The organism is Pedococcus bigeumensis (assembly GCF_006438965.1).
GTDB lineage: Bacteria > Actinomycetota > Actinomycetes > Actinomycetales > Dermatophilaceae > Pedococcus > Pedococcus bigeumensis_A.
Genome location: NZ_RCZM01000001.1, coordinates 265082 through 281245 on the forward strand (window position 1 = coordinate 265082; position 16164 = coordinate 281245).

Consider the following 16164-nt stretch of genomic DNA (forward strand, 5'->3'; position numbering starts at 1 on the left):
CACTGGTCAGACCCCGTGGCCCCTCAGTCTGCGGGGCCTGATCCGAGGGTGACGGTCGCGGTGTGGGCCGTGCCGGACGCATCGGTCCAGGTGACCGAGACCCGGTCGCCCGCGTCATGGGTAGCCAGGGCTGCGGTGAGGTCGGCTGAGCTGCCGATCGCCTTGCCACCCACCCCGGTGATGGTCGAGCCGGCCGTGATGCCTGCCTTCTGCGCGGCGGACCCGCTGACCACTCCGTCGACCGCAGCGCCTGTCGACCCGCTGCTGGAGGCGCCGAGGCCGCTGTCCTGCTGGCCGAAGCCGTTCGCGGAGGCCGACGCGGTCTGGATGCCGAGGAACGCGGGGACGCCCTGGTGGATCGTCGCGTTGTCGACTCCTGACGTGATCTGGTCGGCCACCGCCAGGGCCGTGTCGATGGGGATGGCGTAACCGGCCACGGTCTGCCCGCTGCGTCCGCTGGTCTGCGCTGCGGTGTCGATCCCGACGACCTGGCCCTGCGCGTCGTGGAGGGGGCCGCCGGAGTCGCCGGCCTCGATGGCTGCGTTCGTCATGATGAGTCCGGTGAGGTCCTCGCTGTCGGTCCCCGTGCCGTCACTGGCGGTGATGTCCTGGTTGAGGGCGGTCACCTGACCCGTGGCCGCGGACGTCCCGTCCTCGTTGCCGGCGTTGCCGACCCCCGTGATCGCGTCACCTACCTGCAGGGAGGTGGACTCACCGACGTCCACCGTTGCGAGCCCGGTCGCGCCCGAGAGCTGCAGGACCGCCACGTCGTTCGTCGGGCTCGTGCCCACCACCTTCGCGGAGTAGCTGCGACCGGTCGACAGGACGGTGACCTCGATGCTGGTTGCGCCGTCGACCACGTGGTTGTTGGTCAGCACCTCGCCCGCGGACGTGAGCACCATCCCGGTCCCGGCCGCCTCGCCCTGGTCGTACCCCACCGTCGTGACGATGTCGACCACGCCCACGAGCTGACTCGCAGTGGCCTCCGTGGTCGTCCCGGTCGTGGTCGTCCCATCCGTGGTTGCCGGGGCCGTCCCGGACGCTCCGGTGTCCCCGGAGCCGGGAACCGCACCCCAAGTGCGCCCGCCCCGCGTCCCGTAGCCGTCGGCATACGGGTTGGTCACACTGCTGATGCTCGTGCCCGCGGCCGAGCCGGCTGCGCTGGCGTTGCTCGCGAGTTGCGCGCCGCCGATGGCGATCGCTGCGGCGGAGGCGATGCCGGCTGCGCCGAGGAGGAGGGGGAGGGGGCGTCTGCTCAGCTTCATGGTGCTCACCTTCGAGGTGCTGTGGGTCGTGGTCTCAGGACCTACGACACGCCCCCGAGGTGGTGCCGCGCTGTGCCGCACCTTTGGGTTTCCTGTGACCGGGTGTGGGTAGCTGGACGGCTCGTCCGTTGGTTGTGGACAACTGACGCCGTATCTGCGCGAAATCTGTTGCAGCCCAGTGGATTTCGACATGATTGGGTTGTCAGACCCTGTTGCTAGGTTTGTTTCATGGATGGGGGCATGTCGTTCGAGCAGCGCAGCGCGGCGGTGGAGCAGGCGTGCCGTGCCCTGGCCGGAGTCGATGGCGACCTGTGGGCCGCCAGCGGCGCGGAGCTGGGCCGGTTCGCGTCCCAGCTCGACGAGCTGGGAACGCGCGTCGACGCGGCGCGGGTGGACCTGCTTCGCGAAGCGGTGGACCGCGCGGAAGCCGGGTCGGGCCGCTCAGGCGCGCACGCATGGCTCCTCGACCACTCGCCGTCGCTGCGTGCCGGCGGCTCGGCACGCGTCGTGCGGCTGGCCGAGACCGCCCACGACGAGCGGTATGCGGCGCTGGTCGCGGCCGTTCGCCAGGCGCGGGTGCCGCTGGTCACGGCGGCGGTGGTGGTCGAGGAGTTCGAGCGGCTCGGTCCTCGACTCGCGGAGGGCGCGGAGGGTCCGGTGCTGGACGGGCTCATCGACGTGGCGTCGTGGGGTCGGCCAAAGGACGTGCGCGGCCTTCGGGACCGGCTGGTCGCCAAGTACGGGGCGGCGGGTGAGTTCCAGGGGGAGCATGACCGGCTGTGCGAGCGGCGGTCCTTGTCACAGGCGTTCTCCGACGGCTTCGGTCTGTTCGAGTACACGATGGTCGTCGATGCCGAGGCCAGGGCGACGATCGAGGCTGCCGTGCAAGGACTCTCGGCGCCTCGACCGGCAGACGAGGAGCCGGACCGTCGGGCGTCGGGGCAGCGGCGGATGGACGCGCTGCTGGAGGTGGTGCGCCGCGGGGTGGGGTCCGCCGACGGGGTGGCGACCACGCCGAAGGCTGAGCTGTTCGTGACCGTGTCGCTGCAGGACCTGGTGGCCCGGTCGAACGCCGCGACGGTGTTCGGGTCGGGTGAGGCGGGCACCCTCATCGGCCCGGAGACGGCCCGGCGGATCGCCTGCGACGCCGGGATCGTGCCCGTGGTGCTGGGCAAGGACGGCCAGGTCCTCGACCTGGGCCGACGGTTCCGGCTCTTCACCTCCGCCCAGCTCCGCGCCCTGTGGCTGCGCGACGGCGGGTGCACGTTCCCGAACTGCACCGTGCCGGCGTCCTGGTGCGACGGGCACCACCTGAGGCATTGGGTCGACGGCGGCGCCACCGATCTTGGCAATGCTGCGCTGCTGTGCGGGCGGCACCACACGATCGTGCACCGCAAGGGCTACTACGGGGAGCTGATCGACGGTCACGTCAGGTGGCTGCTCGTTCCTGGCTCCTATGACCGATGGCTCGCCGACCGACAGGCGGCATCGGCGGGCCGTGCGGCGGTGGTGGGAGAGCGGCCAGCGGTCAGGACCTACGACGTGTGGGGCGAGCTCGAGATCGCCTCTGGTTCGCAGCCATCGCCACCGTGGCGACCATGACCCAGCCCCACAGCCCGCCACACCCGACGGGCCTGCTGGCACGCCCTGGGGCGCCCATCGAGTTCGCGGAATGTGTGCCGTCGAGTCAACCGCTCAGAGCTGGGTGAGGGCCTCCATGGCGGTGCGGATCGCGGTAAGCCTCTCTGCGGCGATCTTGCGTGCTGTCTTCAGGTCGGAGGACACCGGCTCGATGACTTCGAGGTAGACCTTGAGCTTGGGCTCGGTGCCGGAGGGCCGCACGATGATCCGCGAGTCGTCGTCGAGGTAGTAGCGCAGTCCGTCGGTGGGCGGCAGGGTGTCGCTGCCCTTGGCCAGGTCGTCGGCCCGCGAGACCGCAATCCCCGCAACGTCTGTCGGCGGGGTGTCGCGCAACCGCGTCATCACCGTGCCGATCAAGGAGAGGTCCGCCACCCGCACGGCGAACGAGTCGGTCGCGTGCACTCCGTGCTCCCCCGCCAGGTCGTCGAGGACATCGGTCAGCGACCGTCCCTCCGCCTTGAGGGTCGCCGTCATCTCGGCCACGACCAGGGCAGCGCTCACGCCGTCCTTGTCGCGCACGTGGGGCGGGTCGACGCAGTAGCCGAGCGCCTCCTCGTATCCGTAGCGAAGACCGTCCACCCGCGAGATCCACTTGAACCCGGTGAGCGTCTCCTCGTGTCGCACGCCGGCGGCCTTGGCCATCGCCGCGAGCAGTCGCGACGAGACGATCGAGTTGGCGAAGACCGCATCGCCGTCCACGCCGCGAGCCAGGATGTGCGACCCGAGGAGAGCCCCCACCTCGTCACCTCGAAGCATCCGCCAGCCGCCCGGACCGGGCACCGCGACAGCGCATCGGTCGGCGTCGGGGTCGTTGGCGATGACGACGTCCGGCCCGGTCTGCTCGGCCAGCTCGAGCGCGGCGTCCATCGCGCCGGGCTCCTCCGGGTTGGGGAAGTGCACCGTCGGGAACATCGGGTCCGGCTCGGCCTGGCTCGCGACGGGGATCGGCGCGGCATACCCCGCTCGGACGAAGGCCTTGGCGACTGTCTCGGAGCCGACCCCGTGGAGCGCGGTGTGCACGACGGTGACGTCGCGCGGGGTGTCCGTCGCGACGACCGTGATGGCGTCCTCGAGGTAGGCCGTGAGCACGTCGTCACCGAGCGTCTCCCACCCGTCGTCGGCCAACGGGACGTCCGCGACGGCGGCGACCCGCGCGATCTGGGTGGCGATGTCGGCGTCGGACGGTGACACGATCTGCGAACCGTCACCGAGGTAGACCTTGTAGCCGTTGTCCTCAGGTGGGTTGTGGCTGGCCGTCACCATCACGCCGGCGTCGGCGCCGAGGAAGCGAATTGCATACGCCAGCACCGGTGTCGGCAGCGCCGAAGGCAGGATCGCCGCGCGCCCACCGGCACCCACGACCACGGCCGCGGTGTCGCGCGCGAAGACGTCGGAGTTCTTGCGGGCGTCGAAGCCCACCACCACGAACGGCTCGGGCTTGCTCGCCTTGAGGTATGCCGTGAGGCCGGCTGCCGCCCGGATGACCACCGAGCGGTTCATCCGGTTGGGACCGGCGCCGATGGCGCCGCGCAGACCCGCGGTGCCGAACTCGAGCATTCCGGAGAACCGGTCAGCGAGGTCGTCGATGGAGTCCTGGTCGCCCGCCTTGGCCTTGGCGAGGATGTCGCCGAGCTCCACCCGGGTCTCGTGGTCGAGGTCGTCGTCGACCCACGCCTGGGCGGCGTCGATCAGCTCCTGCGCGTGGGCGTCGGCAGCGGACGGTGAGGCGGCACTGCGGCCGTGCCGCGCGGCATACGTCATGGTGGGCGTCCTCTCAGATGGTGGCGACGACGGCGGCGAGCAGCTTGCCGCACCGCTCTGCGGCGGCCTGGCCGGCTTCGATGACCTCCTCGTGCGAGAGCGGCTGGTCACTGATCCCGGCGGCGAGGTTGGTGACGAGCGAGATACCGAGGACCTCGAGGCCGGCCTGGCGGGCGGCGATGGCTTCGAGGGTCGTGGACATGCCGACCAGGTCACCGCCGAGCACCTTGGCCATCTGCACCTCGGCCGGGGTCTCGTAGTGCGGGCCGCGGAACTGGACGTAGACGCCCTCGTCGAGCCCGGGGTCGACGGCGCGGGCCAGGTCGCGCAGCCGCGGAGAGTAGAGATCGGTGAGGTCGACGAAGTTGGCGCCCTCGATGGGGGAGTGTGCGGTGAGGTTGATGTGGTCGCTGATCAGGACCGGCGTGCCCGGCGTCCACGCGGGGTTGAGGCCGCCGCAGCCGTTGGTGAGCACGATGGTCCTGCAGCCGGCGGCAGCTGCGGTGCGGACCGCATGGACGACTGCGCGCACGCCCTTGCCCTCGTAGAAGTGGGTGCGGGTGCCGTAGACGAGGGCACGGCGGCCCGTGTCGGCGATCGCGACCGAGCGCATCGTGCCGCTGTGCCCGGCGACAGCGGCCTTGGCGAAGCCCGGTACGTCGGCGTTGTCGATCGTGGCGAGCGTCTCGCCGATCAGGTCACCGGTCTGGCCCCAGCCCGAGCCGAGGACGAGGGCCACGTCGTGCGTGGCGGCGCCGCTGCGCCCGGCGATGACGGCCGCTGCGGACCGGGCCACCTCGAACGGATCCGTGGCGGGGTCGGCGAGGTCGGAAGGGCCCGTAGAGGCGCTGCGCTGCTCAGTCACTCCCGAAGACTATCCATGCGCGGACGCGGCGGCTCGTCGGTGGCACGGATCGCCCGCTTTGCGCTGGTTGGGGACGGTCGGCGGCCGGTTGCGGCAGGTTGCGGCCTCTCGCGTATTGCCTCTGACCTGCACTGTTGGGCCAAAAATGTCCTTTCTTGACCAAGACCATAACTATCCGGAAAGACCGTCGTTGTGCCTCCCGAGAGTGCCGCAACAGGGCCTCGGGGCCGGGGGGTCTTGGGGAGCTGACAGGCACGCTCTGTCATGGCAACCAATCCCACTTACCCGTGGGCGCAGGGGGTTTTTCAGTTGAAGAGAATGCTCAGTACAGCCGCGACGCTGATCGCAGTCGGCGGCTTGGCACTGGCTGGTGCCGGATCGGCGTCAGCCCACTCGGCCATGGTCGCCGGCACCGCACAGTGCCGACCGGATGGCACCGTCGGCGTCACGTGGACGGTCACGAACGACTACCAGCTGCCGGTGCAGGTCACCCAGGCCAGCTCCACGGGTGGCGGTTCGGTCACCGGCCTCCCGGTCACCATCGATGCCGCGTCGTCAGCGGCCACCACGCGGGCGACCGTGCGACAGGAGGGGATCTCCCCGGGCACGCCGACGGCCACCCTGGGGGTCCACGGTGCCTGGTCGGACGGGTTCACCGCCGACAGCAACGGCACGGTCACCCTGCCTCAGGCCTGCGGACCGACGACGACCAAGGTCACGCCGGTGGCGCCGACTGTTTCCCAGGCGTCGGAGTGCGACACGACCGGGTTCCTCACGGTGCCGGTCACCGAGGGCGTGGGCTACTTCTTCAACGGCGAGCCGATCGCGGCGGGCAAGCACCCGGGTCCGTTGTCGGGCACCGTCACGGCCAAGGCGCTCAAGGGTTTTGAGCTGACGGGTACGTCTTCGTGGCCGGTCTCGATCGCTGCTGCGGACACCTGCTCGACCACGGTGACGCCGGTGGCGCCGACTGTTTCCCAGGCGTCGGAGTGCGACACGACGGGGTTCCTCACGGTGCCGGTCACCGAGGGTGTTGGCTACTTCTTCAACGGCGAGCCGATCGCGGCGGGCAAGCACCCGGGTCCGTTGTCGGGCACCGTCACGGCCAAGGCGCTCAAGGGTTTTGAGCTGACCGGCACCTCTTCGTGGGACGTGCAGATCGCCGCGGTGGTGGCCTGCGAGACCGGCGGTGGTGAGACCGGCGGCGGTGAGTCGGGTGGCGGCGTGACCGTCGAGACCACCCCGCCCGCTTCGCCGATCCCGGCCGAGGTGTCCACTCCGACGACCAGCGAGCTGGCCTTCACCGGTGTCAGCCCGCAGACCTGGACCTACGGGGTCGGGGGCGGGCTCGCCCTCCTCCTGCTCGGTGGTGCACTGTCGGTCACGGCTGCGCGACTGCGCCGCTGACCCACAGACCACTGCCCCAATGACAGAGGGCGCTACGTCGGCTGACGTGGCGCCCTCTGTCAGGGCCATGCGGATTCTCAGGACTGGCTCCGGTGCTCGCCGCTGGGGGATCAGGTCCTCGCCGACACCGCCAGGGCGGCTTCGCCGGTGGGACGCACGGTCACCCGGGTGCCCGGAGGATAGTTGGACACGGCGCTGCTCGGCACCTGGACGATGGCCTGCCCGCCGGCCGCGAGCCCGACGATGACCCGGCCGTGCGCGCCGAGGAAGCTGACGCTCGTCACTGCATCGGGTCCGTTCGGATCCGCGTGCACCACAAGGTGTTCCGGGCGCACCAACACCGTGACCGGGCCTGACGTGGCCGACCCGACGAGCAGGGGCACGGAGCCACCGAGCACCGTCGCTGATTTTGCGTCGGCGTCGCCCGGGAGGCGGTTCGTCACCCCCACGAAGTCGGCGACGAAGTCGTTGACGGGTCGCGAGTAGAGCTCCTCGGGAGCCGCGATCTGCTCGAGCCGGCCGCTGCGCATCACGCCCACCCGGTCGGCGACGGCCAGCGCCTCCTCCTGGTCATGCGTGACGAACAGCGTGGTCGTGCCGACCTCGAGCTGGATCCGCCGGATCTCGTCGCGCAACTGGACCCGGACCTTGGCGTCCAGGGCCGAGAGCGGTTCGTCGAGCAGGAGTACCTGAGGTTCGATGGCCAGGGCGCGGGCGAGGGCGACGCGCTGCTGCTGCCCACCAGACATCTGGTGGGCGAACCGGTCCGCCTGGGTCGACAGGCCCACGAGGTCGAGCATCTCGGCTGCCCGGGCGCGCCGCTGCTGGCTGGACTGTCGCCGCAGCTGCAGCCCGAACTCGACGTTCTGCCGGGCCGTCATGTGCGGGAAGAGGCTGTAGGCCTGGAACACCATCCCGAGGTCACGCTTGTTGGTCGGCACCCGGGTCAGGTCCAAGCCGCCGACCTCGATGCGGCCGGAGTCGGGGTCCTCCAGCCCGGCGAGGCAGCGCAGCGCGGTCGTCTTGCCGCAGCCCGAGGGGCCGAGCAGCGCCACGAGCTCGCCCGGCGCGAGCCGCAGGTTGAGGTCGTCGAGCGCCTGCACCGGGCCGTAGCTGCGGTGCAGCCCGGTGAGCTCGACGGCCACCCCACGGGTGGCGTCGGTGGCGGCCTTGTCGTATGCCGTGGGCGCGGCGGTCATGTGAGCTCCTTGCGGTTGCGCCGCAGTCGGGCGAGCGGCGAGGTGGCGCTGCGGGCGCCGCCGACGAAGGACATCGCGAACAGGATCACGAACGCGAAGACGAGGGAGGCGAGCCCGACCGCGATGGAGATCTGCGCGTCCGACTTGCCGATGAGGTACATCGCGACCTGGAGGTTGGTGCGGCTGAACAGGCTCGCGATGGTGAACTCACCGAGGGTCAGGGCGACCGCGAGGAAGGACGCCGACAGCACGGCGGTGCGCAGGTTGGGCAGGATCACCTTGAGCATCACCGTGGTCCAGCTGGCGCCGAGCGAGCGTGCGGCCTCACTGAGCGTGCGGACGTCGATGGCCCGCAGGCCCGCGTCGAGGGAGCGGTAGGCGTAGGGGAGGACGAGCACGACGTAGGCGAACGACAGCCAGATCGCGTTGCCGCCCAGGAAGTAGGTGACCCAGGCGTAGACCGGGGTGAGCCCGACGACGAGCACGATCGCGGGGACGGTGAGCGGGAGCAGGCAGATGAACTCGACGGTCCGGCCCAGCCCGGGCAGCCGCAGCCGGACCCAGGTCATCGTCGGCACCAGCAGCACGAGCATGACCACGACGGTGAGGACCGCAAGGCCCACGGAGGCAAGGAACCCGGCGCGCAGGTCGGGGTAGCGGGTCGAGATCACCCCGAAGTCGGCCAACGCCGACCACGTCGCGGCGGTGCGGTGACCCGCGGAGTCGCGGGTGGTGAACTCGAGCATGCTGAACAGCGGCAGCCCGAAGAAGACCAGGGTGAGGGTGACCACGACCCAGCGGAAGAGGTCCTGGCGTCGCCGCATCGACGCCCGCTGGCCGCTCACCGGACCAGCCACTTCGAGGCGCGCCGGTCCAGCACGGCATACGCGGTCATCACGATGGCGACGACCACGACCATGGCCAGTGCCATCGCCTTGCCGACACCCTCCTGGCCGAGCACCACCTCGGAGGTGAACGTGCCGCCGATCTGCAGGGGCAGCAACGGTGCGCCCTGGGAGACCAGGGCCGCGGCAGTGGCGTAGGCCGAGAAGGCGTTGGTGAACAACAGCAGCAGCGCACCGATGAACGACGGCAACAGGATCGGGCCGGCGACCTTGCGCCAGTAGAGCGCCGTGCTGCCACCGAGCGTCTCGGTGGCCTCACGCCACTGCGGCCGCAGCCCTTCGACTGCCGGGAGGAAGACGATGAGCATCAACGGGACCTGGAAGTAGAGGTAGACCAGCATCAGGCCCTTGTCCCACTCGTACAGCCACAACCCGCCGCCACCGACTCCCAGCAGCCGGGTGAGGAACCCCTGCGCCGAGAAGGTGGCAAGGAACGCGAAGGCCAGGATGACGCCACCGAACTGGGCCAACACCCCGCAGAGCGAGGTGACGAACCGCTTGAGCACGCCGTTCGGGCGAGCCGTCGAGACGGCATACGCCAGGATCGCGCCGAGCACCGCGCCGACCACCGCCGTCACGACGGACAGGACCACGGAGTGCCACAGAGCCGAGGTGACGGCCGGTTCGCCGAGCGCACGGATGTTGCCCAACGTCGGGCGGCCGCCGCTGACGAAGGCGCCGATGACGACGACCAGCGCCGGGATGAGGAGGAAGACGGTGACGTAGGCGAAGAACGGGACGACACCCAGCAGGGCGCCCGATGGCCGCAAGCCACCGAGCGCCCTGCTGCGACGGGCGTCAGCCAACGGCGTTGGCCCATTCCTTGGTGAGGTAGGCCTTGGCGGTGTCCGAGTCGGCCGCGGTGGGCACGACGGGGGTCCCGGTCACGGCGGGCAGCGCCGCCGCTGCCGTGGCGTCCAGGGTGCCGGCCGTCTTCATGTCGTCGAAGCGGACCGGACGGGCGCCACCCTTGAGCCAGAGGTTCTGGCCGTCGTCGGAGTAGAGGAACTCCTGCCAGAGCCGCGCGGCGGCCGGGTGCGGGGCGTCCTTGCTGACCGCCTGGACGTAGTAGCCGGCGACGACCGCGTTGTCCGGGACGAAGACCTTCCACGTCGGGACCTTGGCGGTCTGGGCGGCGTTGAGGTAGTCCCAGTCGATGACGACCGGAGTCTGACCCGAGGCGATCGTGGCGGGGGTCGGGTCGACCGGGATGAAGTTGCCGGCCTTCTTGAGCTGCTTGAAGAAGTCGACGCCCTTGGTGACGTCGCCCGCGCTGCCACCACTGGCGAGCGAGGCCATCTGGACACCCGCGAAGGCGGCGCCGGCTTTCGTCGGGTCACCGTTGAGGGCGACCTTGCCCTTGAAGGCCGGCTTGAGCAGGTCGGCGAACGCTGTCGGGGCCGGGACCTTCGAGGAGTCGTAGCCCACCGACATGTAGCCGCCGTAGTCGTTGATCCAGGTCCCGTTCGCGTCCTTGAAGTCCGTCGGGACGGAGGCGAACGTGGCGACCTTGTAGGGCGCGAACATGGCGGTGTTCGCGGACGCGACCGCGGCACCGAGGTCGAAGACGTCGGGAGCGCTCGCCTGGCCCTTGAGACGGGTGGCGGCAGAGATCTCGTCGGCGCTGCTGGCATCGGGCTGGGCACTGGTGACCTTGATGCCGTACTTGGTGGTGAAGGCGGTGATCATGGCGCCGTAGTTGGCCCAGTCCGGGGGCAGTGCGATGACGTTGAGCGTGCCCTCCTTCTTGGCGGCGGCAACCAAGGCGTCCATGCCGCCCAGGTCTGCGGCCGAGGTGGCCGTCTTGGCCTTGCTGGCTGCGTCGCCCGAGCTCGCGGAGTCGGTCTTGGCCGGGGGAGAGCATGCGGCGACGGCGAGGGAGGTGGCTGCAGCGACCACGGCGACGAAGGCCGTGTGTCGGGGACGAACTGTCATGTGTTCCATCCTGACTGTGGTGCCCGTCCTGCGGGCGGCGGTGGTGCCGTCGCGGAACCCTAATGTTTGTTCTTGGACCATAGGCCCCACGGAGCGTGGCGGGAAGGCAAAGAACACGTGGCGAAGAGGCGCCGTCTGCGGGGTGGTTGGATGGGCGCGTGAATGCGCCACAGTCCTCAGTAGTCATCCTCGGGGGCGGCCCCGGGGGCTATGAGGCCGCGCTCGTGGCCGCCCACCTCGGTGCCACCGTGACCGTCGTCGACCGGGACGGCGTGGGCGGGGCCGCGGTGCTGACCGACTGCGTGCCGTCCAAGACGCTCATCTCGACGGCCGACTTCATGAGCCAGTTCGAGACGGCCTCGGACCTCGGGGTGCACCTGGAGGACCACGAGGGCGACGAGGTCTCGGACTCGGTGGCCGAGCTCACCGCTGTGAACCGCCGCATCCTCGCGCTCGCCGCCGCGCAGTCCCGCGACATCGGCTCGCGCCTGGCAGCCGACGGGGTCACCGTGCTGGCCGGGTCCGGGCGGATGGTGGCGCCCGGTCAGATCGAGGCGACCCTCGCCGATGGGACGACCCAGACGCTGTCCGCCGACGTGGTGCTGATCGCGACCGGTGCGACTCCGCGCGTGGTGCCGACCGCTCAGCCCGACGGCGAGCGCATCCTCACCTGGCAGCAGATCTACACCCTCGACGAGCTCCCCGAGCACCTGGTCGTGGTCGGCTCGGGTGTGACCGGTGCCGAGCTGGCGCAGGCCTACCTCGGGCTCGGCTCACGGGTCACCCTCGTGTCGTCGCGGGATCGGGTCCTTCCCGGGGAGGATGCGGACGCCGCCGCGGTCATCGAGGACGTGTTCCGCAAGCGGGGCATGGACGTCCTCGGGCGCTCGCGGATGGCGTCGGTGTCGCGCACCGAGGCGGGCGTCGTCGTGCGGCTCGAGGACGGCCGCGAGGTCGAGGGCAGCCACGCGCTGCTCGCGGTCGGGTCGATCCCGCAGACGTCCGGCATCGGGCTCGAGGACGTCGGGGTCACGGTGAGCGAGTCCGGACACGTGGTCGTCGACAAGGTCTCGCGCACCTCCGTGCGAGGTGTGTATGCCGCGGGCGACTGCACCGGGGTGTTGCCGCTTGCGTCGGTGGCCGCCATGCAGGGGCGGATCGCCATGGCGCACGCCCTGGGTGACGCGGTGGCCCCGCTCAACCTGCGGGCCGTCTCGGCCAACATCTTCACCGACCCCGAGATCGCGACGGTCGGGTTCTCCCAGAAGGACCTCGACGAGGGCAAGGTCGACGCCACGTCGATCATGCTGCCGCTCGCCACCAACCCGCGCGCCAAGATGCAGGGCATCACGGACGGCTTCGTCAAGCTGTTCGCGCGCAAGGGCGGCGGCACGGTCGTGGGTGGCGTGGTCGTCGCTCCGCGGGCATCCGAGCTGATCTACCCGGTGACCCTGGCGGTCCAGCACGGGCTGACCGTCGACCAGCTGGCCGGGACCTTCACGGTCTACCCGTCGCTGTCCGGCTCGGTGGCCGAAGCCGCTCGCCAGCTGCACCAACGCGACTGACCGCTGCCCGCCGCCAGCTCGCACTTCTGGCCACCGATGCTGGATGCGGGACCAGATCCCGGTCATCGTGCGACACCGGTGGCCAGAAGTCGGAGGTCGTTGGTCGGCAATTCCCACTCGTTCGTGGGTAATGTCCACGATGAGCGTGCCAGTGCACGCACACCGACGTTCCGACACTGAACTTCCAACGAAAGGCATGACATGGCTGGCGGTTGGCTGGACAAGATCAAGGACCTCGCCAAGGGGAACCCGACGCAGGCGGACTCTGCCATCGACAAGGTCGAGGACCTCGTCGACAAGCAGACCGGTGGCAAGTACGCCGACCAGGTCGACAAGGGCGGCGACGCCCTGCGTGACCAGCTGGGCCTGCCGGAGGAGACGCCGGCGCCTGAGCCGGCACCTGCACCCGTCCCCGAGCCGGCACCTGCACCCGTCCCCGAGCCGGCGCCTGAGCCCGTCCCCGAGCCAGCACCTGCGCCCGAGCCGACGCCCGCTCCCAATCCGTCGCCGTCCACCGATGACCCGCAGCAGCCAGCCTCGGGAGACGGCCCGCTCACGCCGGGCGAGCCCCAGCAGCCGGGGCAGCCAGGTGGCCCGCTCGACCCCTCGCAGGTTCCCGACAGCGGACCGGCCCAGGTCCCCGGCGACGAGCCCGGGACCGGCAACATCCCCGAGCCGGGTCCCGAGGCCGGCGGGACCGACGAGGGCACCAAGGAGCTCCCGCCGTTCGGGCAGAGCTGAACGAAGACCGGCATACGAGAAGCGGCGCCGTCTCCCGGCTGGGAGGCGGCGCCGCAGTCGTGCGTGGTGGAATCAGTCCTTGATCTCGGCGATGACCGCACCGTTGGTCACGGTCTGGCCGACCTCCGCCAGCAGCCCGGTGATGGTGCCGGCCTTGTGGGCGTTGATGGGCTGCTCCATCTTCATCGCCTCGAGGACGACGACGAGCTCGCCGGCGGCGACCTGCTGACCCTCCTCGACGGCGATCTTCACGATGGTGCCCTGCATTGGGGCGGTGAGCGAGTCGCCCGAGGCCGCAGCGCCGGTCTTGGAACCACCGGAGCGGCGGGGGGCCTTCTTCTTCGCAGCGCCGGAGCCGCCGCCCAGCGACAGCCCGCCGGGCAGGACGACCTCGAGCCGCTTGCCGCCGACCTCGACGACCACGCTCTGGCGTTCACCGGACTCCTCCGGAGCCTCGGCAACGACGCCCGAGTAGGCCTCGATCTGGTTGTCGAACTCGGTCTCGATCCAGCGGGTGTGCACGGTGAACGGCTGGTCACCCTCAGGCGCGAAGGCGGGGTCGGAGACGATGACGCGGTGGAACGGCAGCACCGTTGGCATGCCGTCGACGGTGAACTCGGCCAGCGCCCGACGGGAGCGCTCCAGCGCCTGCCGCCGGTCGTGACCGGTCACGATGAGCTTGGCCAGCATCGAGTCGAAGGCGCCGCCGATGACGTCGCCGGCGACCACTCCGGAGTCGAGCCGGACACCCGGTCCCGACGGCGGCTCGAAGACGGCCACGACGCCGGGGGCGGGCAGGAAGCCACGGCCGGCGTCCTCGCCGTTGATCCGGAACTCGAACGAGTGCCCCGTCGGTGCGGGGTCGTCGTACCCGAGCTCCTCGCCGTTGGCGATGCGGAACTGTTCACGTACCAGGTCGACGCCGGTGACCTCCTCGGTAACCGGGTGCTCGACCTGGAGGCGGGTGTTGACCTCGAGGAAGGAGATGGTGCCGTCCTGGCCGACGAGGAACTCACACGTCCCGGCGCCGGTGTAGCCGGCCTCGGTCAGGATCGCCTTGGAGGCCCGGCGCAGCTCGGCGTTCTGCTCGTCGGACAGGAACGGCGCGGGCGCCTCCTCGACGAGCTTCTGGTGACGGCGCTGCAGCGAGCAGTCGCGGGTGGAGACGACGACGACGTTGCCGTGGGTGTCGGCCAGGCACTGCGTCTCGACGTGGCGCGGCTTGTCGAGGTAGCGCTCGACGAAGCACTCGCCGCGACCGAACGCGGCGACTGCCTCGCGGGTGGCCGAGTCGAACAGCTCGGGGATCTCCTCGATGGTGCGCGCGACCTTGAGGCCGCGGCCGCCGCCGCCGAAGGCCGCCTTGATGGCGACCGGGAGCCCGTGCTCCTTGGCGAACGCGACGATCTCGTCCGCCGTTTCCACCGGGTCGGCGGTGCCGGGCACCAGCGGGGCGTTGGCCTTGGCGGCGATGTGTCGTGCCTTGACCTTGTCGCCGAGGGAGTCGATGGCGGCAGGGGAGGGGCCGATCCAGGTCAGCCCGGCGTCCATCACGGCCTGGGCGAAGGAGGCGTTCTCGGCGAGGAAGCCGTATCCCGGGTGGACCGCGTCGGCACCCGACTTGCGGGCCACGGCGAGCAGCTTCTCCTGCACGAGGTAGGAGTCGCCGGGGGTAGCGCCGCCCAGGGCGTAGGCCTCGTCGGCGACCTTGACGTGAAGGGCGTCACGGTCCGGATCGGCATAGACCGCAACGGAACCGATGCCACTGTCTGCGCACGCCCGCGCGATCCGCACGGCGATCTCGCCACGGTTGGCAATGAGGACCTTGGAGATCGGCTTCGTCGTCGACTCGGAGTTGGGCGCCATGCGCGGGAGCCTAGCTCGTTTCCGCGACGGCACTGCCACCCACCGGGTGTGGCCTGGCCAACACTCCCGCCGCCCACGTTGTTCCCACTCGTCCGTCAGGTGACCCTCGGAGAAAAAGTTGCACACGCGGCATACAGTCGAAGCATGAACTCTGCATCGACCAGCACGGTCCCGAACCTCGCCCTGTCCACCGGCGCCGACTCCATCGCCATCCCGCAGCTCGGGTTCGGCGTGTGGCAGGTGCCGGACGCCGAGGTCGACGCTGCCATCGCCACCGCGCTCGAGACGGGCTACCGCAGCATCGACACCGCCCGCCTCTACGGCAACGAGGAGGGCGTCGGCCGCGCCCTCAGGGCGACCGACCTCTCCCGCGACGAGCTGTTCGTCACCACCAAGGTGTGGAACGACGACCACGGCTTCGACTCGACGCTGGCCGCCTTCGACGCTTCCATTGGCCGCCTGGGCATCGACGTCCTCGACCTCTTCCTGATCCACTGGCCCACGCCGGAGCGGGACAACTACGTCGACACGTGGAAGGCGCTGCTCAAGCTCCGCGAGGACGGCCGGGTCCGCGCCGTTGGCGTCTGCAACTTCGAGATCGACCACCTGTTGCGCCTCCAGGACGAGACCGGCGAGCTCCCCGCCATCAACCAGGTGGAGCTGCACCCCTACCTCCAGCAGGCGGCGCTGCGCGAGTTCCACGCCGCCAACGGGATCCTGACCGAGGCCTGGAGCCCGCTCGCGTCCGGCGGCTCGGTCCTCGAAGACGACGTCATCCGCGGCATCGCCGACAAGCACGGCGTCACCCCTGCACAGGCGATCCTGCGCTGGCACACCCAGGTCGGCAACGTGGTGATCCCCAAGTCGGTCACCCCCAGCCGGATCGCCGAGAACTTCGACATCTTCGGCTTCGAGCTCGACAGCGACGACCTCGCCGCCTTCGAGCCGCTCGACCGGTCGGAGCGCACCGGCCCCGACCCGGTCGAGTTCAACTGACCGACCAGCACCGCCGGT

The 16164-nt window shown here is 70.5% G+C and carries 13 protein-coding genes; 5 read left to right on the plus strand and 8 right to left on the minus strand.

The window, feature by feature from the left end:
• Nucleotides 1-23 precede the first annotated feature (23 nt).
• On the minus strand, nt 24-1265 hold the full coding sequence (locus EAH86_RS01185) for a S1C family serine protease (RefSeq protein ID WP_161988538.1): 1242 nt from the start codon (nt 1263-1265) through the stop codon (nt 24-26).
• Between the two features lie 228 nt (nt 1266-1493).
• On the opposite strand from EAH86_RS01185, the gene EAH86_RS01190 reads away from it, so the two are divergent.
• Nucleotides 1494-2867 (plus strand): HNH endonuclease signature motif containing protein, encoded by a 1374-nt coding sequence (locus EAH86_RS01190; RefSeq protein ID WP_140736802.1) that lies wholly within the window; start codon nt 1494-1496, stop codon nt 2865-2867.
• Between the two features lie 93 nt (nt 2868-2960).
• Here EAH86_RS01190 and EAH86_RS01195 read toward each other — a convergent pair whose 3' ends face one another.
• Entirely contained in the window at nt 2961-4667 is a 1707-nt protein-coding gene (locus tag EAH86_RS01195; RefSeq protein WP_140736803.1) for a phospho-sugar mutase, read from the minus strand.
• Between the two features lie 13 nt (nt 4668-4680).
• The gene (locus EAH86_RS01200) at nt 4681-5532 is read right to left on the minus strand and encodes a purine-nucleoside phosphorylase (protein WP_140736804.1); all 852 of its coding nucleotides are present in this window, start codon (nt 5530-5532) and stop codon (nt 4681-4683) included.
• A gap of 318 nt (nt 5533-5850) precedes the next feature.
• On the opposite strand from EAH86_RS01200, the gene EAH86_RS01205 reads away from it, so the two are divergent.
• The gene (locus EAH86_RS01205) at nt 5851-6939 is read left to right on the plus strand and encodes a hypothetical protein (protein ID WP_140736805.1); all 1089 of its coding nucleotides are present in this window, start codon (nt 5851-5853) and stop codon (nt 6937-6939) included.
• Nucleotides 6940-7049: 110 nt separating this feature from the next.
• Here the strand turns inward: EAH86_RS01205 and EAH86_RS01210 are convergent, their stop codons facing one another.
• Genes EAH86_RS01210 through EAH86_RS01225 form a run of 4 tightly spaced genes read right to left on the minus strand, consistent with a single transcriptional unit; the run spans nt 7050 to nt 10978 of the window.
• Nucleotides 7050-8138 carry an ABC transporter ATP-binding protein gene (locus EAH86_RS01210; RefSeq protein WP_140736806.1) on the minus strand — a complete coding sequence of 363 codons (1089 nt, stop codon included), beginning with the start codon at nt 8136-8138 and terminating at the stop codon, nt 7050-7052.
• The gene (locus EAH86_RS01215; protein ID WP_206665696.1) at nt 8135-8983 is read right to left on the minus strand and encodes an ABC transporter permease; all 849 of its coding nucleotides are present in this window, start codon (nt 8981-8983) and stop codon (nt 8135-8137) included. The genes EAH86_RS01210 and EAH86_RS01215 overlap by 4 nt, the downstream gene beginning before the upstream one ends.
• Nucleotides 8980-9849 carry an ABC transporter permease gene (locus tag EAH86_RS01220; RefSeq protein ID WP_241668116.1) on the minus strand — a complete coding sequence of 290 codons (870 nt, stop codon included), beginning with the start codon at nt 9847-9849 and terminating at the stop codon, nt 8980-8982. The genes EAH86_RS01215 and EAH86_RS01220 overlap by 4 nt, the downstream gene beginning before the upstream one ends.
• Nucleotides 9842-10978: an ABC transporter substrate-binding protein gene (locus tag EAH86_RS01225; RefSeq protein ID WP_140736807.1), complete on the minus strand. Its 1137-nt coding sequence runs from the start codon at nt 10976-10978 to the stop codon at nt 9842-9844. Before EAH86_RS01225 ends, EAH86_RS01220 begins: the two co-directional genes overlap by 8 nt.
• A gap of 158 nt (nt 10979-11136) precedes the next feature.
• Between EAH86_RS01225 and EAH86_RS01230 the strand changes: the two genes are divergently transcribed.
• Nucleotides 11137-12543 carry an NAD(P)H-quinone dehydrogenase gene (locus EAH86_RS01230; RefSeq protein WP_241668117.1) on the plus strand — a complete coding sequence of 469 codons (1407 nt, stop codon included), beginning with the start codon at nt 11137-11139 and terminating at the stop codon, nt 12541-12543.
• 201 nt (nt 12544-12744) lie between these two features.
• Nucleotides 12745-13284, plus strand: coding sequence for an antitoxin (locus EAH86_RS20995; RefSeq protein WP_140736809.1), 540 nt, complete (start codon nt 12745-12747; stop codon nt 13282-13284).
• 72 nt (nt 13285-13356) lie between these two features.
• Here the strand turns inward: EAH86_RS20995 and EAH86_RS01240 are convergent, their stop codons facing one another.
• Nucleotides 13357-15150: an acetyl/propionyl/methylcrotonyl-CoA carboxylase subunit alpha gene (locus EAH86_RS01240; RefSeq protein ID WP_140736810.1), complete on the minus strand. Its 1794-nt coding sequence runs from the start codon at nt 15148-15150 to the stop codon at nt 13357-13359.
• A 144-nt stretch (nt 15151-15294) separates the two neighbouring features.
• On the opposite strand from EAH86_RS01240, the gene EAH86_RS01245 reads away from it, so the two are divergent.
• On the plus strand, nt 15295-16146 hold the full coding sequence (locus tag EAH86_RS01245; protein ID WP_140736811.1) for an aldo/keto reductase: 852 nt from the start codon (nt 15295-15297) through the stop codon (nt 16144-16146).
• Nucleotides 16147-16164 lie beyond the last annotated feature (18 nt).